Origin of the sequence: Streptomyces sp. NPDC012466, from assembly GCF_042955215.1 — a bacterium.
Classification (GTDB): Bacteria; Actinomycetota; Actinomycetes; order Streptomycetales; family Streptomycetaceae; genus Streptomyces.
Map to the genome: position 1 here is coordinate 580,527 of NZ_JBIBEQ010000002.1, position 18,137 is coordinate 598,663.

Below are 18,137 nucleotides of genomic sequence, written 5' to 3' on the forward strand. Positions count from 1 at the left end.
GCGTGGAGCGGCTGCCCGAGTCCGTCCGTCAGTGCACCTGCCGGGACTACTACTGCTGCGGGTGGTGCGGGGGGATCGGGGGCAGGTCGCCGGTCGTCTCGTAGGCCGACAGCATGTCGATGCGACGGATGTGACGTTCGTCACCGGAGAACGGGGTGCCGAGGAAGATCTCCACGAACTTCGTCGCCTCGTCCTGCGAGTGCATGCGCGCGCCCACCGCGACGACGTTCGCGTTGTTGTGCTGGCGGCCCAGGGCCGCCGTCTCCTCGCTCCAGGCGAGGGCCGCGCGGACGCCCTTGACCTTGTTCGCGGCGATCTGCTCGCCGTTGCCCGAACCGCCGATGACGACGCCGAGGGCGTCGGGGTCCGCGGCCGTGCGCTCCGCCGCCCGGAGGCAGAAGGGCGGGTAGTCGTCCTGGGCGTCGTAGATGTGCGGGCCGCAGTCGACGGGGTCGTGACCCGCCTCCTTCAGCCACTCGACGAGGTGGTTCTTGAGTTCGTAGCCCGCATGGTCCGAGCCGAGGTACACGCGCATGGGACGAGTGTGACACGGGTGTTTCGGGGAAGGCGCGCGGGGTGGCGCTCAGGAAAACCCGAGCCCAATGTGAGCCCCATTACGGAAGCTCAGGAAAACCTCAAGTAACAATCTGGATTCAAAGGTTCTCCTATTCGTTCGCCTCCGATTCACTGGACCGGCTCGTACACCGCTCGTACGAGGCCCCGTACACCGTCGTGCCGCGACACACCCCGTTCGTATGGCTCGTGCGGTTCCGTACGGAAGTACAGCTCCCCGGCGCAAAGGAAATCCGTCCATGACCTCGCAGCCGACCATGAACAAGACCGGAAACGATCCCGGAGGCCCCGGAGAACCCGGAGCCCAGGGCTCCGGGCTGCAGGCCGGGCTCAAGAACCGGCATCTTTCGATGATCGCCATCGGCGGTGTGATCGGCGCCGGCCTCTTCGTGGGGTCCAGCTCCGGTATCGCCACCGCCGGACCCGGCATCCTGCTGTCGTACGCCCTCGTCGGCACGCTCGTGGTGCTGGTGATGCGGATGCTCGGTGAGATGTCGGCCGCCAACCCGACCTCGGGTTCCTTCTCCGCGCACGCCGACCGGGCGCTCGGGCCGTGGGCCGGTTTCTCCATCGGCTGGCTGTACTGGTTCTTCTGGGTGGTCGTGCTCGCCGTGGAGGCGACCGCCGGTGCGGTGATCCTGGAGGGCTGGATACCCGCCGTGCCGCAGTGGGGCTGGGCCCTGATCGTGATGCTGGTGCTGACCGCCACCAACCTGGTCTCCGTCGGCTCCTACGGCGAGTTCGAGTTCTGGTTCGCCGGCATCAAGGTCGTCGCCATCGCCGCGTTCATCGTCATCGGCGGACTGGCCGTCTTCGGGCTGCTGCCCGGCGTGGACAGCGAGCAGGCCGGGCTGGGCAACCTCACCGAGCACGGCGGCTTCCTCCCCAACGGGGCCGGCGCCATCCTCACCGGTGTGCTGCTCGTCGTCTTCTCCTTCATGGGCAGCGAGATCGCCACCCTGGCCGCCGGTGAGTCCGAGAACCCGCGGCAGGCCGTCACCAAGGCCACCAACAGCATCATCTGGCGCGTCGCCGTGTTCTACCTCGGCTCGATCGCCGTCGTGGTGTGCCTGCTGCCGTGGGACAGCAAGTCCATCGCCAAGGACGGCTCCTACGTGGCCGCGCTCGACTCCCTCGGTATCGCGCACGCCGGTCAGATCATGAACTTCATCGTGCTGACCTCGGTGCTGTCCTGCCTCAACTCCGGCCTCTACACGGCCTCCCGCATGGCCTTCTCCCTCGGCCAGCGCGGTGACGCGCCGAAGGCCTTCGCCCGCACGACCTCCAACGGTGTGCCGCGCACGGCGATCCTCGCGTCCGTCGCCTTCGGCTTCGTCGCGGTCTTCTTCAACTACAAGTTCCCGGACTCCGTCTTCCTGTTCCTGGTGAACTCCAGCGGTGCGGTCGCCCTGTTCGTGTGGCTGGTGATCTGCTTCTCCCAGCTGCGCATGCGGAAGATCATCAAGGCCGAGGCGCCCGAGAAGCTCGTGGTGAAGATGTGGCTGTACCCGTATCTGACGTGGGCGACGGCCGCGCTGATCGTGTTCATCCTGGGCTACATGCTCACCGACACCGAGCACGACGGGCGCCAGACCATCCTGCTGTCGCTGCTCGTGGCGGCGGTGGTGCTCATCATCGCCTTCGTGAAGCAGAAGGTGCGTGGTGGCCGGCCCGCCGCCGACGCCCCGCAGGCGCAGGACGCGGAGCGGAGCGAGGTCTCGGCCGGCTGATCCTCCGGCCGCTCACCGTTCGTCGTGAACGGGGGCCCGTGGTGTGTGCCGCCGCCCGGCAGCAGACACCGCGGGCCCCTTTCCGTGTGCCTACAGCACCGTGAAACCGTCCTTGACCTTCTCGTAGGTGGCGCGCGCCTCCTGCTCGATCCCCTCCTCGTACCAGGTGTTGACCTGGTACGACTTGCCGGTCACGTTGAAGCCGAGCAGTCGGGCGTGCCAGTGGACGCCCTCCAGCGTGAACGTGTACTCCCAGACCACGGCCGGGTGGCCGCGGAACGTCGTCTCCGCCAGACGGATCTTGCGGTAGTCCTGGCCCTGATGGGCGTTGCGCTCCGAGGTCTGCCAGGTCTCCAGCAGGTCACCCCGGGCCAGGGAGGACTTGCCCACCAGTTCCTGGGAGCCGTCCGGGGAGGTGTAGTGCACCTCCGCGCCCGTCTTCACGTCCCGCCGCCAGCCCTCGGGGGTCGCCCAGGCGAAACCGCCTGCCTCCCGGTGCGTGCCGGGCGGCAGGGTCCGCGGCCTGGCGGTGCCCTCGACGGTGGGCGAGGCGGTGGTGCCGCCGGTGGTGGCCGGTGCGGATGCCGAGGACCCCGCGCGGGGAGTGTCGTCGTCGCCGGGTGAGCCCGGCGACGTCGCCAGCAGGACTCCCACGACGGTGCCGGCGGTGGCGAGGGTGGCCGCCGCGGCGGTGAGCACCCTGCGGCGGCGGCCCCCGCCGGTACGGGGGCCGGGACGGGTCGTGGCCGGGACAGCCGGTCCGGGGGGTTCACCCGGCGGCATCGGCACGGGCGCCGGGTGGGGGCGGTGCTCGGTCTCCGCCTGTGCCCGGGTGAGGGAAACGCGGCCCGGGCGGTGGGTGGTACCGGCTGGGCTCTCGGAGCGGGCCGCCGCCGGCCGGGTCCTCGCGGCGGATTCCGCCGGGGTGGAGGGTGCGGTGGGTGCGCAGTGGTGGTGCGGGTCCGGGACGGGGGCGGGGCGGCGGGGGTCCCCAGGGGCCGTGGGGCGAGGAGCGGGGAGGCGGTCGGGGGCGGGCGACTCCTGCGGGGGTGCGGGGAGAGGCGTCCGTGACTGCGGTGCCGGGCCCGGCTGTCGTCCCCCGAGGGTGGTGTGCGGATCGGGGGCGGGCTCCGGCTCCGGGACCGAGTCCCGCGGCCCCACCGCGACCGTGGGTGTCGCTGCCGGATACGCCACCGGTTCCAGCGCCGTCTCCAGGGTTTCCAGGTCCGGGCGAGCCGACGGTTCCTTGGCCAGCAGGGCGGTCAGGATGTCCCGCAACGGGCCCGCGCCGGCGGGGAGTTCCGGCTCCTCGTACAGGACCGCGTGCAGGGTCGCGAGCGTCGTGTCGCGGGAGAACGGGGAGCGGCCGCCCAGGGCCGCGCACAGGGTCGCGCCGAGGGACCAGATGTCGGACGGGGGGCCCTGGGGGCGGCCGGAGATGCGCTCGGGGGCCATGTAGTCGGGCGAGCCGACCAGCATGCCGACCATCGTGAGCGCCTTGGCGTCCTGGATCGCGGCGATGCCGAAGTCCGTGAGGACGACCCGCCGTCCGTGGCCGGAACCGGTGCCGTTGCCGCGTGCGGATCCGGCCGGCCCGTCCGCGTGTTCCACGAGCACGTTCCCGGGCTTGATGTCACGGTGCAGTACGCCCCGTTCATGCACCTGCCGTAGTGCCGCGACCAGGCCGAGACCGATGCGGGCTGTCTCGCCCGGGCTCAGGTGACCCGTCTCCGCGAGGATCCGTTCGAGGGAGCGGCCCGCCACCAACTCCATGACGATCCACAGGCGTTCGCCCTCGTCGACCACGTCGTAGACGCGTACGACATTGGGGTGGTCGATGCGGGCCGTGGCCCGGGCCTCGCGCAGGGTGCGTTCGCGGCGGGTCCCGCTGTCCTCCGCGTCGAGACCGTCGATCCGCATTTCCTTGACGGCGACCTGCCGGTCGAGTATTTCGTCGGCGGCTCGCCACACCCGCCCCATTCCCCCCTGGCCGATACTTTCGACCAACCGATAGCGTCCCGTCACCAATATCCCTGGAACACCGCCGCCGTTCGCATTTCCCGGCAATCCGCTGCACCCCCTCCACGACGCCGCGACCGACTCCAGTGAAACACAACGGTCACACTTCGCGCCGCACCAGGATAGTGCGGCGAAATCTTGTGGTACCTCTTTCAGTGCTGCGAATTCAGGCGCAGCCCAGGGGGACGCAAGGGGGGCCGAACATGAGTTCTCGTCATACGAAAGCGATCGCGGGATCGCTGGTCATGACATCTTTCTCGGCGGTGATGATCCTTTCCGGCACGGCCGGCGCGGAGGACGACGGACCGCCGAGCGGCAAGGGGGGAAAGGCGGTCGACGAGGCACCGGCGGGCGTGAAGCTCACCACGCTGCTGCCCGGGAGGATCTCGGTCGACAACGGTTCGGAAAAGACGGCGATTACCGCCACGGTGAAGAACGAGGGGAGCAAGGACAGCGGGAAGATCAGGCTGTTGGTCGTCGGGTTCGACGGACTTGTCGTCAAGGGCGTCGAGGGATGCTCGGCGATACCCGAGAACGGACTTCCGGAGGGTTCGAACAGCGGATTCGCATGCCCGATCGACAATCTCGCGGCCGGTAAATCGAAGTCCTACGCCGTGGAAGCGACGTTCGACCTCGGCAAGACCGGGAAGATCTGTCTGCCCGTGCAGACGAGCGACGGGAAGAAGACCTTCTGGCAGCAGGGCCCGGTGCCGTTCGGCACGAGCAACCCGTCGCCCGACGCCCCGGCCACGCCGCTGCTGCTCGGCACCGACAACGAGCCGGCGGGCCCGGGCCGCAGGGAGCTGCCGAAGACGGGTCCGGCCCGTGATCTGCTGCCGCTGGGCGCGGCCGGTGCGTCGTTGCTCGCGGCGGGCGTGGCCGGAATGTGGTGGTCGCAGCGGCGGCGGCCGGGGATACAGGAGGGCTGATTCAGCCCTTGTCGGCCGTGCTGACGCCAAGAGGCCCGCCGGAGGCGTCATGCCCCCGGCGGGCCTCGGTGCAACACCTACGGGTTCAGCGCTTGTTCGCGAACTTCCAGGCCGTCGGGAGCGCGCCCATCGCGAGCGCCGCCTTCAGCGCGTCGCCGATCAGGAACGGCGTGAGGCCGGCCGCGATGGCGGCGGTGGCGGACATGCCGGTGGCGAGGGCCAGGTAGGGCACGCCGATGGCGTAGATGATCGCCTCACCCACCAGCATCGCGCCCGCCATGCGCAGCATCGAGCGGTCGGCGCCGCGGCGGGCCAGGGCGCCGACGACGGTGGCGGCGAGGATCATGCCGAGGATGTAGCCGAAGGACGGGGCGACACCGGAGGAGGCACCGGCGAACCACGGCACACCGGCGATGCCCGCGAGGGCGTACAGCGCCAGCGCGAGGAAGCCGCGGCCGGCGCCGAGGGACGTGCCGACGAGCAGCGCGGCGAAGGTCTGGCCGGTCACCGGTACCGGGGAGCCCGGGACGGGCACGGAGAGCTGGGCGGCGAGGCCGGTGAGCGCGGCGCCGCCGAGCACGAGGGCCGCGTCCCGGACACGGGTGGGGGCACCGCCCCGCTCGAGCGCCGCCGAGAGCTTGGGGGAGGGGATCAGGTCGGCGAGGACCTGTCCGGCGCGGGCGGGTGTGGCGGCAGCGGTGCTCATGGGGACTCCGCGGAGTGAGGGCCGGTGGGACACCGTGACGCTATCCCAGCGCCCTCGCCCCGATCACCGTCAGCGCTCGACAAAGGCGTGGACCGGCGGTTGGTCGACTTCGAACAAAGGGTGCGGGCTACACCGAGGACGGCGTGATGCCGGTCACGGTGATGGGATGGTGCGTGCCACGCGGGCCGGCCCGAGGGGCGTCTGTAGGTTTCCACCAAAGCGCCGCGTCCGCCGTCTCGCCCGTCGGTCGCCGTCTGGGCAGCCCCGGCCGGTTTTGCTAGCGTCGCGAACATGGTTGCCCAGGCCCGGTACTTCTCGTCGCGTCGCTACGTCGACCTGCGACGCCAGGGCACGGCCACCTGTCGCCGTCCGGTGTGAGGCGGGGCGGAGGGATCCGGCTCGCCGCACGAGACGGCGCAGTGTCGGACCGGCCTCCAGGAAGACTTCCATGCCCCGTACCGCGGCTCCCCTTCTGACGTCCCCCATCCCCCGTGTCGCCGACAGCGACCGGCGCCGCACCAGTGCGAGCGTCGTCCTGCGGTCCGTGCTGGAGCACGGGCCGGTCGCGCGCAGCACCATCGCCCGGCTGACCGGCCTGTCCCCGGCGTCGGTGACCGACTACTGCGCCCGGTTCGCCGAGGTGGGGCTCATCCGCGAGTCCACGGTGCTGCGGCGCTCCAAGGGCGTGGGGCGGCCGCATCTGCCGGTCGACCTGGACGACTCCCGGTTCGTGGTGGGCGGGGTGCACGTGGCGGTGCCGTACACCACGGTGGCGCTGCTGGACCTGCGCGGGCGGGTGGTGGCCCGCAGCGAGGTGAAGCACGAACGGGCCGATCCCGCGCGGGTGCTGGCCCGGGCCGCCGACGCGCTGGCCGCGCTGCTCGCCGGGGCTCCCGGCAGCAGGGCGCTGGGCGTCGGGTTCGCCGCGGGCGGCTGGGTGGACCGGGACTCGGGCACCGTCGTCGAGCATCCACTGCTGGGCTGGCGCGAGGTGCCGGTGCGGGAGGTGCTCGGGGCGCGCACCGGGCTGCCGGTCCATGTCGACGGGCACGCCCGGGCGTTGGTGAACGCGGAGCGGCTGTTCGGGCGGGCGCGGGGCAGCGGCAGTGTGCTGCACCTGTTCGCGGGCAATGTGGTCGACGCGGCGTTCGCCACCCATGACGAGGTGCACCACGGGCCGCGCTCCCAGGCCGGGTCGATCGCCCACCTTCCGGTGCCGGGCGGCACGGAGCCCTGCGCGTGCGGCCGGGTGGGCTGCCTCCAGGTCGAGCTGAGCGAGCGGACGCTGTGCCGGCGGGCCCGCGAGGCGGGGGTCGTCGACGGGGTGAACCCGATGCATGTGCTCGCGGCGGCGGCGGCCGGTGACGCGGTGGCCGTGCGGCTCCTGCGGGAGCGGTCGCGGCGGGTGGGGCGTGCGGTGGGGCTGCTGCTCGACGTCCTCAATCCCGAGCGGGTCCTCGTGACGGAGATCGGGGCCATGCACCGGGAGGACTGTCTGGCCACGCTGCGCGAAGAGGTGGGGTCCGCACGCGCCGCGACCGTCTCACCGATCAGCTTTCCGGACTCCGTGCTGGCCGTGGCGGGTGGTTCCGTGGCACTCGACGTCCTCTATCGGGATCCGCTGGCCGCGTCACCTGAGGCTATTTAATTCAGAAACTCGGAATGTTGACAGGAACGGCCGTTGACCAGGAACATCCTGTTCATGAGCCCGCTCACGAGCTGTCGCACCCTCTGTTGCTGACCCGTTGACGCGCCCCCGGCGCCCCTTCGCGGAGCGCCTTCTCCTTCCTTTGTGACATTCGCGTGAATTCCCTTGGCAGGTCTTTTCCTGCCCGGAATTCCGCATGTTCCGTCTCTGCTTGCTGTGCCGTTTCCATACCCAGGGAGCCTTCCATGCCCTCGCCCCCCGTTCCCGGTCTCGACCGGCGTCTGTTCCTGACCTCACTGCTCGGCGTGACGGCCGCGGCGGCCGGACTGAGCGGCTGCGCGGACAGCAGCGCGGCGGCCGACGAGACGGCCTCCGACGCTCCCCTGGCCTCCAGGGTGCCCGCGGGGACGAAGCTGAAGATCTCCTCGTACCAGAACGCTCAGCAACTCCAGTTCAAGCTGGCCGGGTTCCACGACCTGCCGTTCGAGGTGGCCGACTGGCTGAACATCGGAGCGGGCCCCGATGTCATCAACGCTTTCCGCGCGAAGTCCCTGGACGTGGCCAACAACGCGGGCATTCCCCCGATCCAGGCGCACTACCAGGGCTTCGACGCGAAGATCGTCGCGATCAACATCACCCGCAAGCCCAACTACCTGTTCGCCACCAAGCCGGGCAGCGACATCCGTACCGTGGCCGGCTTCAAGGGCAAGCGGCTCGCCTTCTCCCAGGGCCAGGCCCAGGGCGTTGTCCTGCTGCGGGCGCTGAAGAAGGCCGGGCTGGCGTACGACGACGTGGAGCTGGTGCCGCTGACCAGCAACCAGTTCCTCACCGCCCTGCAGTCCGGGCAGGTGGACATCGCGCCGCTCGCCAACACCCAGGCACCCGCCTATCTGACGCAGTACACGTCCGCCCGGACCATCACCACGGACGTGGTGGACCTGCTCAGCCTGCTGTGGGCGCCGGTCTCGGTACTGAACGACCGGGCGAAGGCCGCCGCGGTCGCCGCGTACGTCCCGTACTGGGCGAAGAGCCAGGTGTGGACGTACGAGCACCCCGAGGAGTGGAACGAGCAGTTCTACGTCGGGACGCAGAACCTGACCCTCGCCCAGGCGAAGTCGGTCACCGCGCTGGCCAACAAGCCGCTGTTCCCGCCCCGCTGGGACGAGGCGATCACCTGGGAGCAGGAGACCGCCGATCTGCTCGCGGAGGGCGGCTTCGTGAAGAAGTTCGACGTCTCCGAGCTCTTCGACCACCGCTTCGAGTCACTCGCGGCCCATGCCGTGCCCGCGGAGTACCGGAGGTGACCGCCGTGACCACGACCACGCACACGACGACGAGCACGACCACCACCGCACCGCTCACCGCCCTCGCCGAGGAGGGCACGCGCCAGGTGCGCAGGCGCCGGCGGCTGGCTCCCGGCAAGCGGCTGCCCGCCACCCGGCTCGTCGGGCCGGCCACGGTCCTCGCGCTGTGGAGCGTCGCCTCCGCCGCCGGACTGCTCGACCCGGGGGCGATCCCGGCCCCCTGGACGGTGCTGGAGACGGGCAGCCGGCTGTGGACGGCGGGCACACTGCCGGACGACATCCTGACCTCGTTGCAGCGCGCGGCCACCGGCTTCGCGATCGGCCTGACCGTGGGCATCCTGCTCGCGCTGACGTCCGGCCTGACCCGGACGGGTGAGGCGCTGATCGACGGGACCGTCAACCTCAACCGGGCGATCCCGACCCTGGGTCTGATCCCGCTGTTCATCCTCTGGCTGGGCATCGGCGAGACCTTCAAGATCGCCATCATCGCGATCGTCGTCTACATACCGGTCTACCTCAACACACACGCCGCGCTGTCCGGCATCGACAGCCGCTTTGTCGAACTCGCCGAGGTGCAGGGCCTGTCGAAGCTCCAATTCATCCGGCAGGTCGTCATCCCCGGCGCGCTGCCCGGCTTCTTCGTCGGCCTGCGGCTCGGTGTCACCGGTTCCTGGCTGGGTCTGGTGGTGCTGGAGCAGATCAACGCCACCAGCGGGCTCGGCTACATGATGTTCCAGGCGCAGAACTACGGCCAGACGGACGTCATCCTCGTCGGCCTGGTCGTCTACGGCATCTTCGGTCTCATCTCCGACAGCGCGGTCCGTCTGATCGAACGGAGGGTGCTGTCATGGCGCCGCACACTGAGCAGCTGACCCGGCCCGCCGTCCAACTGCGCGGCCTGACCCGGTCGTTCGAGGGGCGCACGGTCCTCGACGACATCGACCTCGATCTGCCCGCCGGGCAGCTGACGGCCCTGCTCGGGCACAGCGGCTCCGGCAAGAGCACCCTGCTGCGGGCGATCGCCGGACTCGACCACGGCGTGGCCGGCAGCGGCCGGCTCACGGCACCCGAGCGGGTGTCGGTCGTCTTCCAGGACTCCCGGCTGCTGCCCTGGAGGCGCGTCCTCGACAACGTGCTGCTCGGTGCGGAGGGCAAGGACGCCGGCCGCAGGGGCCGGGCCGCCCTGGAGGAGGTGGGACTGAAGGGCCGCGAGCGGGCCTGGCCGGGCGAGCTGTCCGGCGGTGAGGCCCAGCGCGCCGCCCTGGCCCGGTCGCTGGTGAGCGAGCCGGAACTGCTGCTGGCCGACGAGCCGTTCGGGGCGCTGGACGCGTTGACCCGGATCCGGATGCACGGCCTGCTCAGGGAGCTGTGGGAGCGCCACCGGCCCTCGGTGCTGCTGGTCACCCACGACGTGGACGAGGCGATCGTGCTCGCCGACCGGGTGCTCGTCCTCGACAAGGGCCGGATCGGCCTCGACCTCACCATCGACCGCCCGCACCCGCGGTCGTACCGCGACCCCCTGCTGGGCGAGTACCGGGAGCGGCTGCTGGCCGCGCTCGGTGTCACGGAGGACCATCGATGACCCGCGGACAGCTGCACCTCAACGCGTTCCTGATGAACACCGGCCACCACGAGGCGTCCTGGCGGCTGCCGGAGAGCGACCCGTACGCGCACGTGGACCTGGCGCACTACGTGCGGCTCGCCAAGATCGCCGAACGCGGCACCTTCGACTCGCTGTTCCTCGCCGATGGCCCGCAGCTGTGGAGCAGTGTGGGACAGCGGCCCGCCGGGGCGCTGGAGCCGATCTCGCTGCTGACCGCGCTGGCGACGGCGACCGAGCACATCGGCCTGATCGCCACCGCCTCCACCTCGTACAACTCGCCGTACAACCTGGCCCGCAAGTTCGCCACGCTGGACCATCTCAGCGGGGGCCGGGCGGGCTGGAACATCGTCACGACCGCCGGTGCCGAGGCCGCCCGGAACTTCGGTCTGGACGCCGAGCCGGCGCACGCCGAGCGGTACGCCCGGGCCGCCGAGTTCCTCGACGTGGCGCTGAAGCTGTGGGACAGCTGGGAGGACGACGCGATCGTCGCCGACAAGGCGGCGGGCGTGTGGGGCGACGACGCGAAGATCCACCCGCCCCGGCACAAGGGCCGGTACTTCAGCGTCGAGGGGGCGCTCAACGTGCCCCGTACGCCCCAGGGTTACCCGCTGCTCGTGCAGGCCGGCTCCTCCGAGGACGGCAAGCGGTTCGCCGCCCGGTACGCGGAGGCGGTGTTCACCGCCCAGCAGACCATCGAGGACGCGCGGGCCTTCTACGCCGACCTCAAGTCCCGGACCGTCGCGGCCGGCCGGGACGCCGACCACATCAAGGTGCTGCCGGGCATCGTGCCGGTGATCGGCTCGACGGAGGCCGAGGCGCTGGCGAACGAGCGGGTCCTGGAGGACCACATCGTGCACGCGCACGGGGTGGACCGTCTGGAACGGCTGCTGCAACTGGCCCCGGGCACCTTGGAGCTGGACGGGCCTCTCCCCTCCGGCCTGCCGCCGGAGAGTGCCGTCGAAGGCGCCAAGAGCCGCTACACCCTCGTCGTGGAACTGGCCCGGCGCGAGCGGCTCACCGTGCGGCAGCTGATCGGGCGGCTCGGCGGGGGGCGCGGGCACCTCACCTTCGCGGGGACGCCCGAGCAGGTCGCCGACACGATCGAGCTCTGGTTCGCGTCAGGCGCGGCGGACGGCTTCAACATCATGCCCGCGGTGCTGCCGTCCGGCCTGGAGGCCTTCGTCGACCACGTCGTGCCGATCCTGCGCGCCCGCGGGCTGCTCCGCACCGAATACGGCGGCGCCCGCCGAACCCTGCGGGAGCGGTACGGCCTCCCCCGGCCCGCCAACCAGCACGTCGTCGCCCCGGCACTCGTCTGACCCTTCTTCCGGTCCTTCCTCCGGCTCCTCCGAAAGGAACCCGCCATGGCCATCCAGATCCACAAGGTCACCGCGAACATCGGCGCCCGTGTCGAGGGCGTCGACATCACCCGGCCCCTCGACCGGGAGACCTCCACCGCCCTGCGCGAGGCGCTCAACGCCCACAAGGCGCTCGTGTTCGACGCGGAGGGCCTCGACGACGCGGGCCAGCAGGCCTTCGTCCGCCACTTCGGCGACATCACCACCGCCCATCCGACGGTGTCGGCCGTGGACGGCGCCCCGAACGTCCTGCCCGTCGACAGCGAGGGCGGGCGGGCCGCCAACCACTGGCACACCGACGTCACCTTCGTCCTCAACCCGCCGCAGGCCACCAGTCTGCGCAGCGTCACGGTCCCCCCGTACGGCGGCGAGACGCTGATCGCCAGCTCGGCCGCCGCCTACCGGAACCTGCCCGAGGCGCTGCGGAACCTCGCCGACACGCTGTGGGCCGAGCACACCAACGACTACGACTACGCCGTCCCGGAGGAGGACGTCGACGAGGAGCAGGCCGCCCGGCGCGCCCAGTTCACCTCGATCAAGTACCGCACGGTCCACCCGGTGGTCCGGGTCCATCCGCTGACCGGTGAGCGCGGGCTGTTCATCGGCGGTTTCGCCCAGCGGATCGTGGGTCTGTCGGCCGGCGAGTCCCGCAAGATCCTCGACCTGCTCCAGGCCTACCTCACCCGGCCGGAGAACATCCTGCGCCACCGCTGGTCGCCGCACCAGCTCGTCCTCTTCGACAACCGCATCACCCAGCACTACGCCGTCGACAACTACGACGGCCGGCCGCGGCGCCTGCACCGGGTGACCGTCGCCGGGGACATCCCCGTCGGCGTCGAGGGCAAGGAGAGCTACGTCATCGAGGGCGACGCCTCGCACTACACACCGGTCGCCGCCTAGGCACGCAGAGCGACGCGACTGTCCGGATGGTGGGATGCCTCTCCGCCGCCGCGGGGAGGCATCCGAGACTGGCGGCGTTTTTGCCCTCGTACGCCCCTCACGCACAGGACGAGCCGCACCCATGCCCAGCAGCACCACCACGGAGACGCCGACCGGCACGGACGACGTCTCCCTCTCCCCCGGCCTGAAGCAGCGCCACCTGTCGATGATCGCCCTCGGCGGGGTGATCGGAGCCGGTCTGTTCGTCGGCTCCGGCGCCGGTATCGCCGCGGCCGGCCCGTCGATCGTGGTCGCCTACGCCCTCTCCGGTGTCCTCGTGATGCTGGTGATGCGGATGCTCGGCGAGATGTCGGCCGCGTATCCGTCGTCGGGGTCGTTCTCGGCGCACGCGGAGCGGGCGATCGGCCCCTGGGCCGGGTTCACCGCCGGCTGGTCCTTCTGGGTGCTGCTGTGCACGGCCGTCGGCCTGGAGGGCATCGGCGCCGCGAAGATCGTCAGCGGCTGGCTGCCGGGCACGCCGGAGTGGGCGTGGGTGGCGCTGTTCATGGTCGTCTTCTGCGGCACGAACCTCGCGGCCGTGAAGAACTTCGGCGAGTTCGAGTTCTGGTTCGCCGCGCTGAAGGTCGGCGCGATCACCCTGTTCCTGGTGCTCGGTGTCCTGGCGATCGCCGGCGTCCTGCCCGGCACGGACTCGCCCGGCGCGAGCCACCTCACCGACTTCCTGCCCAACGGCGGAGAGGGCCTGGTGATCGGCCTGCTCGCGTCGGTCTTCGCCTACGGCGGCCTGGAGACGGTCACCATCGCGGCGGCCGAGTCGGAGAACCCCGTCAAGGGCGTGGCGAGCGCGGTCCGTACGGCGATGTGGCGCATCGCGCTGTTCTACGTCGGCTCGATGGCCGTCATCGTCACCCTGGTGCCGTGGGACTCCGAGGCGGTCGTGGAGAAGGGCCCGTACGTCGCCGCCCTCGACGAGCTGGGCATCCCGGGCGCCGGCCAGCTGATGAACGTGGTCGTCCTGGTCGCCCTGCTGTCCGCGATGAACGCCAACATCTACGGCGCCTCCCGCATCGCCTACTCGCTGGTGGAGCGCGGCCAGGGCCCGAAGGGGCTGGGCCGGGTCTCGGGCGGGGTGCCGCGGATCGCCGTGCTGGCGTCCTCCGTCTTCGGCTTCCTGTGCGTCCTGCTGAGCTACTGGCGGCCGAACGACGTCTTCCCCTGGCTGCTGAACATGATCGGCGCGGTCATCCTGGCCGTCTGGATCTTCATCGCCGTCTCACAGCTGCGGCTGCGCCGCCGCCTGGAGCGTGAGTCCCCCGACAAGCTGGCCGTCCGCATGTGGGCGTTCCCCTGGCTGACCTGGGTCGCGCTGGCCGGCATGGCGGCGGTCTTCGTCCTGATGGCCCGTGAGCCGGACACACGGGTGCAGCTGTACTCCACGGGCGGGATGATCCTGGTCCTGGCGGCCATCGGGTACGCCTGGCAGAGGGCTCGCGCCAAGCAGTAGGGAAACCGCCGTGCAAGGCCCCCGCGACACACGCGGGGGCCTTTTGCGTGCCCGGACCACCCGCCGGCCCTCTCCTGCTGCTAGCGTGCAGTTGCAAGCCAGTTGCAATAAGAGTCCGGAGGGGATCCCGCCCATGCCCGTCTACACGCTGCCTGAACTGCCCTACGACTACTCCGCGCTCGCCCCCGTGATCAGCCCCGAGATCATCGAGCTCCACCACGACAAGCACCACGCCGCCTATGTGAAGGGCGCCAACGACACACTGGAGCAGCTGGCCGAGGCGCGGGACAAGGAGTCGTGGGGGTCGGTCAACGGGCTGGAGAAGAACCTGGCGTTCCATCTGTCCGGGCACATCCTGCACAGCATCTACTGGCAGAACATGACCGGTCCGAAGGACGGCGGCGGTGAGCCGCTGGCGCAGGACGGGGTGGGTGAGCTCGCCGACGCGATCACCGAGTCGTTCGGCTCCTTCGCCAAGTTCAAGGCGCAGCTGTCCAAGGCCTCCGCGACCACGCAGGGTTCCGGCTGGGGCGTGCTCGCCCACGAGCCGCTGAGCGGGCGGCTGATCGTGGAGCAGGTCTACGACCACCAGGGCAACGTCGGCCAGGGCGCCACCCCGATCCTCGTCTTCGACGCCTGGGAGCACGCCTTCTACCTGCAGTACCGCAACCAGAAGGTGGACTTCATCGAGGCGATGTGGCAGGTCGTCAACTGGCAGGACGTGGCGCGGCGTTACGAGGCCGCCACGTCCCGGGCGGACGTGCTGCTGACGGCGCCGTGACGACGGCGCCGTGAAGCGTCCTGCCTCGTGATCGTCTTCTCACCCTTCACGCACGGCAGGCGGAATGAGGGAAACCCCCGCGAGGACATGACTCGCGGGGGTTTCCCGTGTGCCGGGACCTCTGGTCAGGGCTTGCGGGCCAGGCCGGCGTGCTGGCCGACCGGCTCGGGGGAGGTCCCCGGCTCGGGCCGCCACCGGGACACGGACACCACACCCGGCTCGACGAGGTCCAGCCCCTCGTAATAGGCCTCGATCTGCTCCACCGGACGCAGGAAGTACGGAACGGCGCCGGTCTCGTTGTAGGCGTCCTGAGCCTGCTCGTATGCCGGGTCGATGCCGCGCGAGCCGTCGCTGACGCACAGGTGGCTGCCGGCGGGCAGGCCGTCCATCAGCCGGCGTACGAGCTCGCGGCCCCGGTCGTGGTCGGCGACGTGGCCCAGGACGCCGCTGAGGATCAGGGCGGTGGGCCGGGTGAGGTCCAGAGTCCTGCCGGCGGCCTCGAGGATCCGTTCCGGCTCGTAGAGGCTGATGTCCTCGAAGGCGGTCGCGCCCTGCGGTGTGGAGGTGAGCAGGGTGCGGGCGTGCGCGAGGACCAGCGGGTCGTGGTCGACGTAGACGATGCGCGCCTCGGGGGCCAGCTTCTGGGCCACCTCATGCGTGTTGTCGACGGTCGGCAGCCCGCTGCCGACGTCGAGGAACTGCCGTACACCCGCCTCCTGGACGAGGTAGCGGATCGCGCGGCCCAGGAAGGCGCGGCTGCCGCGGGCGATGGTGACGATGCCCGGGAAGACGGCCGTGTAGGCGTCGCCGGCCGCCCGGTCCACCGGGTAGTTGTCCTCGCCGCCCAGCCAGTAGTTCCAGATCCGGGCCGAGTGCGGCACCGATGTGTCGATCTGCGTCATGCGCCCATGGTGCTACGGCGCCTCCACCTCGCACGGCACATTGAGTGAGAGGAGTGCGGCAAAACCGTCGGGGTTCATGCGCAGTTCGCTGATCGCCGCGTTCCGCAACCGGGGGAACACCCTGCGGTACTCGCTCACCGGGATGGACAGCAGTGTGCACAGCACCAGCCGCAGCAGCGTGTTGTGGGCGACGACCAGGACGCGTTCGCCCGGGTGGGCGGCGGCGACGTCGCGCAGGGCGCGCACCCCGCGGGCCGCCGCGGCCAGCGGGTCCTCGGCGCCGGGGAAGGAGTGCTCCACCGGGTCGGCCCGGTAGGCCGCGGCCCACTCCGGGTCCTCGGCCTCGAACTCGGCGAGCGTACGGCCTTCGAGCACGCCGAAGTCGCATTCCCGCAGGTGGGGTTCGCTCTGGGGGGTGAGGCCGAGGGCCTGGCAGGCGGGCTCGGCGGTGGCGACGGCGCGGGACAGCGGAGACGTCCAGATCGCGTCGACCGGGTGGGCGGCGGCCCACCGGCCGAGGGCCTCGGCCTGGGCGCGGCCGGTGTCGGTGAGGTCGATGTCGCTGATGCCGGCGTAGCGGTTCTCGGCGTGCCAGACGGTCTGTCCGTGACGGACGAGGAGGAGGGTCGTACTCATGATGCGGAAGTATCCCGGCTCAGGCGACCGTGTGCGTGCGCGGCGACCGGGGCGGGCAGCCAGCCGCGCTCCCGAAGGGCGTCGACGAGACGCGCGTAGGGCTCGGCGAAGGCGGCCGTGCGGCCGGGGCGGGGTTCCAGGACGGTCCGGACGCGGACCATGCGCTCGGCGACGTCCGCGAGCGCACCGGACCCCGACACCCCGTACGCGGCCAGTGCCGCCATGCCCAGGGCAGGTTCCGTCTGCTCGGGGACGCGGGCCGGGCGGCCCAGGATGTCGGCGCGCAACTGGTTCCAGTACGGGCTGCGGGCGCCGCCGCCCGTGAAGGTGAGCGGGCCGTCGAGGGGGGCGCCGAGGTGGTGGAGGTAGTCCAGGCACAGGCGTTCGGCGAAGCCGACGCCCTGGAGCAGCGCGGCCCACAGGTCGGCGTCACCCGCCGGGTCACCGAGGACGAACGGGGTCGCCTCCGGCGCCCGGAACGGGAACCGCTCCCCCGGTGACACCAGGGGGTAGGCGACCGCGCCCGACGGTTCGAACGCCATGGCGGGCCCGTCCATCTCGGCCGGGTCGGCGTCGGGGAAGTGCGCCGCGAGCACCCCGGCGCCGACGCTCGACGCCCCGCCGGGCAGCCAGGTGCCGTCCGGGGCGCGGTGGTTGTAGACCACGCCGGTGGGGTCGCGGACCGGGTCGCGGGCGGCGCCCTTCAGCACGAGCGTGGTGCCGAGCACGGAGTTCCAGGAGCCGGGCCACAGCGCGCCCGACGCGATCTGGGCCGCGCAGCCGTCGGTCATCCCCGCGAGCACCGGGGTGCCGACGGGGATGCCGGTGGCGTCGGCGGCGGCCGGGCAGACCTCACCGAGGCGCGTGCCCGGGCGGACCACGCCGGGGAACACGGCTTCGGGCACGCCCAGTTCGGCCAGGGCGGCCTCCGGCCAGCGGTCGCCCTCCAGGTCGTAGCCCGTCTTCAGGGCATGGCTGGAATCGGCCGGGGGCGGCGCGCCGGTGAGCCGGGAGACGATCAGGTCGGGCTGGTGCGTCAGGCGCAGCGCGGTGCCGCCGTACTGTCCCAGCAGCCACAGGGCCTTCGGCAGCGCCCAGGTGTCCTGGACCGCGAGCCCCGCCTGCCGGGCCCGCGCCGCCTCCTTCGTCGCCCGCCCGTCGTCGTACATCAGGGCGGGGCTCACGGGACGGCCCGCTTGGTCCGTCAGCAGGACCGTGCCGGACGTGCCGCACACCGCGAGGCCGCCGACCGGCAGGCCCGGGGGCGCGGCGGCGAGGGCGGCTCGGGACGCCGTGCACAGCGCCGCCCACCACCGCAGCGGGTCCTGTTCGTGCCGGACCCCGTCGCGCCGCCCGGTCAGCGGGGCCGAGCCGCTGCCGAGGACCGTGCCGTCGGCGGTGACGAGCAGCACGCGGACGCTCTGTGTGCCCAGGTCGACGCCCAGCCAGCCCGCACCCTCGTCCACCATCCGGAACCTCCCACGCCGTCGCAGCCGGACCTGTGAACTTCTCACTGTGCCCCGATATTTTCCCGTGCGCGAGGG

Annotated in this window: 16 protein-coding genes; 10 read left to right on the plus strand and 6 right to left on the minus strand. The window is 71.4% G+C overall.

The features are described from left to right. Positions 1-49: 49 nt before the first annotated feature. Positions 50-535, minus strand: a complete 486-nt coding sequence (locus ACFY9E_RS10150) for a ribose-5-phosphate isomerase (protein ID WP_390981231.1) — start codon at positions 533-535, stop codon at positions 50-52. A gap of 277 nt (positions 536-812) precedes the next feature. On the opposite strand from ACFY9E_RS10150, the gene ACFY9E_RS10155 reads away from it, so the two are divergent. Next, entirely contained in the window at positions 813-2,303 is a 1,491-nt protein-coding gene (locus ACFY9E_RS10155) for an amino acid permease (RefSeq protein WP_390981233.1), read from the plus strand. A 90-nt stretch (positions 2,304-2,393) separates the two neighbouring features. On the opposite strand, the gene ACFY9E_RS10160 is transcribed toward ACFY9E_RS10155, so the two are convergent. Further along, positions 2,394-4,283 carry a protein kinase gene (locus ACFY9E_RS10160; RefSeq protein WP_390982045.1) on the minus strand — a complete coding sequence of 630 codons (1,890 nt, stop codon included), beginning with the start codon at positions 4,281-4,283 and terminating at the stop codon, positions 2,394-2,396. Positions 4,284-4,525: 242 nt separating this feature from the next. Here ACFY9E_RS10160 and ACFY9E_RS10165 point away from each other — a divergent pair, with 242 nt between their 5' ends. Next, a complete protein-coding gene (locus ACFY9E_RS10165) occupies positions 4,526-5,251 on the plus strand; it encodes a hypothetical protein (protein ID WP_390981235.1) in 726 nt (241 codons plus the stop codon). 85 nt (positions 5,252-5,336) lie between these two features. On the opposite strand, the gene ACFY9E_RS10170 is transcribed toward ACFY9E_RS10165, so the two are convergent. Next, on the minus strand, positions 5,337-5,957 hold the full coding sequence (locus tag ACFY9E_RS10170) for a biotin transporter BioY (RefSeq protein WP_390981237.1): 621 nt from the start codon (positions 5,955-5,957) through the stop codon (positions 5,337-5,339). Between the two features lie 448 nt (positions 5,958-6,405). Between ACFY9E_RS10170 and ACFY9E_RS10175 the strand changes: the two genes are divergently transcribed. The 8 genes from ACFY9E_RS10175 (at position 6,406) to ACFY9E_RS10210 (ending at position 15,055) form a co-directional block, all read left to right on the plus strand. Next, positions 6,406-7,605: an ROK family protein gene (locus tag ACFY9E_RS10175; protein ID WP_390981239.1), complete on the plus strand. Its 1,200-nt coding sequence runs from the start codon at positions 6,406-6,408 to the stop codon at positions 7,603-7,605. A 245-nt stretch (positions 7,606-7,850) separates the two neighbouring features. Continuing rightward, positions 7,851-8,909: an ABC transporter substrate-binding protein gene (locus tag ACFY9E_RS10180; protein WP_390981241.1), complete on the plus strand. Its 1,059-nt coding sequence runs from the start codon at positions 7,851-7,853 to the stop codon at positions 8,907-8,909. After that, positions 8,906-9,781, plus strand: a complete 876-nt coding sequence (locus ACFY9E_RS10185; protein WP_390981243.1) for an ABC transporter permease subunit — start codon at positions 8,906-8,908, stop codon at positions 9,779-9,781. Before ACFY9E_RS10180 ends, ACFY9E_RS10185 begins: the two co-directional genes overlap by 4 nt. Next, entirely contained in the window at positions 9,757-10,491 is a 735-nt protein-coding gene (locus tag ACFY9E_RS10190) for an ATP-binding cassette domain-containing protein (RefSeq protein WP_390981245.1), read from the plus strand. Before ACFY9E_RS10185 ends, ACFY9E_RS10190 begins: the two co-directional genes overlap by 25 nt. Beyond that, positions 10,488-11,831 (plus strand): NtaA/DmoA family FMN-dependent monooxygenase, encoded by a 1,344-nt coding sequence (locus tag ACFY9E_RS10195; protein ID WP_390981247.1) that lies wholly within the window; start codon positions 10,488-10,490, stop codon positions 11,829-11,831. The genes ACFY9E_RS10190 and ACFY9E_RS10195 overlap by 4 nt, the downstream gene beginning before the upstream one ends. A 45-nt stretch (positions 11,832-11,876) precedes the next feature. Next, positions 11,877-12,770 carry a TauD/TfdA family dioxygenase gene (locus ACFY9E_RS10200; RefSeq protein ID WP_390981249.1) on the plus strand — a complete coding sequence of 298 codons (894 nt, stop codon included), beginning with the start codon at positions 11,877-11,879 and terminating at the stop codon, positions 12,768-12,770. Between the two features lie 121 nt (positions 12,771-12,891). After that, complete coding sequence (locus ACFY9E_RS10205; protein ID WP_390981251.1) at positions 12,892-14,274, plus strand: amino acid permease; 1,383 nt, start codon at positions 12,892-12,894, stop codon at positions 14,272-14,274. Between the two features lie 133 nt (positions 14,275-14,407). Continuing rightward, positions 14,408-15,055: a Fe-Mn family superoxide dismutase gene (locus ACFY9E_RS10210; RefSeq protein ID WP_390981253.1), complete on the plus strand. Its 648-nt coding sequence runs from the start codon at positions 14,408-14,410 to the stop codon at positions 15,053-15,055. Between the two features lie 125 nt (positions 15,056-15,180). Here ACFY9E_RS10210 and ACFY9E_RS10215 read toward each other — a convergent pair whose 3' ends face one another. Genes ACFY9E_RS10215 through ACFY9E_RS10225 form a run of 3 tightly spaced genes read right to left on the minus strand, consistent with a single transcriptional unit; the run spans position 15,181 to position 18,062 of the window. After that, positions 15,181-15,957 (minus strand): SAM-dependent methyltransferase, encoded by a 777-nt coding sequence (locus ACFY9E_RS10215; RefSeq protein WP_390981255.1) that lies wholly within the window; start codon positions 15,955-15,957, stop codon positions 15,181-15,183. Between the two features lie 12 nt (positions 15,958-15,969). Then, a complete protein-coding gene (locus ACFY9E_RS10220) occupies positions 15,970-16,593 on the minus strand; it encodes a histidine phosphatase family protein (protein ID WP_390981257.1) in 624 nt (207 codons plus the stop codon). After that, positions 16,590-18,062 carry an FGGY-family carbohydrate kinase gene (locus ACFY9E_RS10225; protein ID WP_390981259.1) on the minus strand — a complete coding sequence of 491 codons (1,473 nt, stop codon included), beginning with the start codon at positions 18,060-18,062 and terminating at the stop codon, positions 16,590-16,592. Before ACFY9E_RS10225 ends, ACFY9E_RS10220 begins: the two co-directional genes overlap by 4 nt. Positions 18,063-18,137 lie beyond the last annotated feature (75 nt).

Coding starts and splice junctions, on each gene's coding strand:
- ACFY9E_RS10205 (WP_390981251.1), top strand. CDS start 12,892: ATGCCCAGCAGCACCACCACGGAGACGCCGACCGGCACGGACGACGTC.
- ACFY9E_RS10155 (WP_390981233.1), top strand. CDS start 813: ATGACCTCGCAGCCGACCATGAACAAGACCGGAAACGATCCCGGAGGC.
- ACFY9E_RS10190 (WP_390981245.1), top strand. CDS start 9,757: ATGGCGCCGCACACTGAGCAGCTGACCCGGCCCGCCGTCCAACTGCGC.
- ACFY9E_RS10195 (WP_390981247.1), top strand. CDS start 10,488: ATGACCCGCGGACAGCTGCACCTCAACGCGTTCCTGATGAACACCGGC.
- ACFY9E_RS10225 (WP_390981259.1), bottom strand. CDS start 18,062: ATGGTGGACGAGGGTGCGGGCTGGCTGGGCGTCGACCTGGGCACACAG.
- ACFY9E_RS10210 (WP_390981253.1), top strand. CDS start 14,408: ATGCCCGTCTACACGCTGCCTGAACTGCCCTACGACTACTCCGCGCTC.
- ACFY9E_RS10175 (WP_390981239.1), top strand. CDS start 6,406: ATGCCCCGTACCGCGGCTCCCCTTCTGACGTCCCCCATCCCCCGTGTC.
- ACFY9E_RS10200 (WP_390981249.1), top strand. CDS start 11,877: ATGGCCATCCAGATCCACAAGGTCACCGCGAACATCGGCGCCCGTGTC.
- ACFY9E_RS10215 (WP_390981255.1), bottom strand. CDS start 15,957: ATGACGCAGATCGACACATCGGTGCCGCACTCGGCCCGGATCTGGAAC.
- ACFY9E_RS10165 (WP_390981235.1), top strand. CDS start 4,526: ATGAGTTCTCGTCATACGAAAGCGATCGCGGGATCGCTGGTCATGACA.
- ACFY9E_RS10180 (WP_390981241.1), top strand. CDS start 7,851: ATGCCCTCGCCCCCCGTTCCCGGTCTCGACCGGCGTCTGTTCCTGACC.
- ACFY9E_RS10160 (WP_390982045.1), bottom strand. CDS start 4,283: ATGGGGCGGGTGTGGCGAGCCGCCGACGAAATACTCGACCGGCAGGTC.
- ACFY9E_RS10150 (WP_390981231.1), bottom strand. CDS start 535: ATGCGCGTGTACCTCGGCTCGGACCATGCGGGCTACGAACTCAAGAAC.
- ACFY9E_RS10220 (WP_390981257.1), bottom strand. CDS start 16,593: ATGAGTACGACCCTCCTCCTCGTCCGTCACGGACAGACCGTCTGGCAC.
- ACFY9E_RS10170 (WP_390981237.1), bottom strand. CDS start 5,957: ATGAGCACCGCTGCCGCCACACCCGCCCGCGCCGGACAGGTCCTCGCC.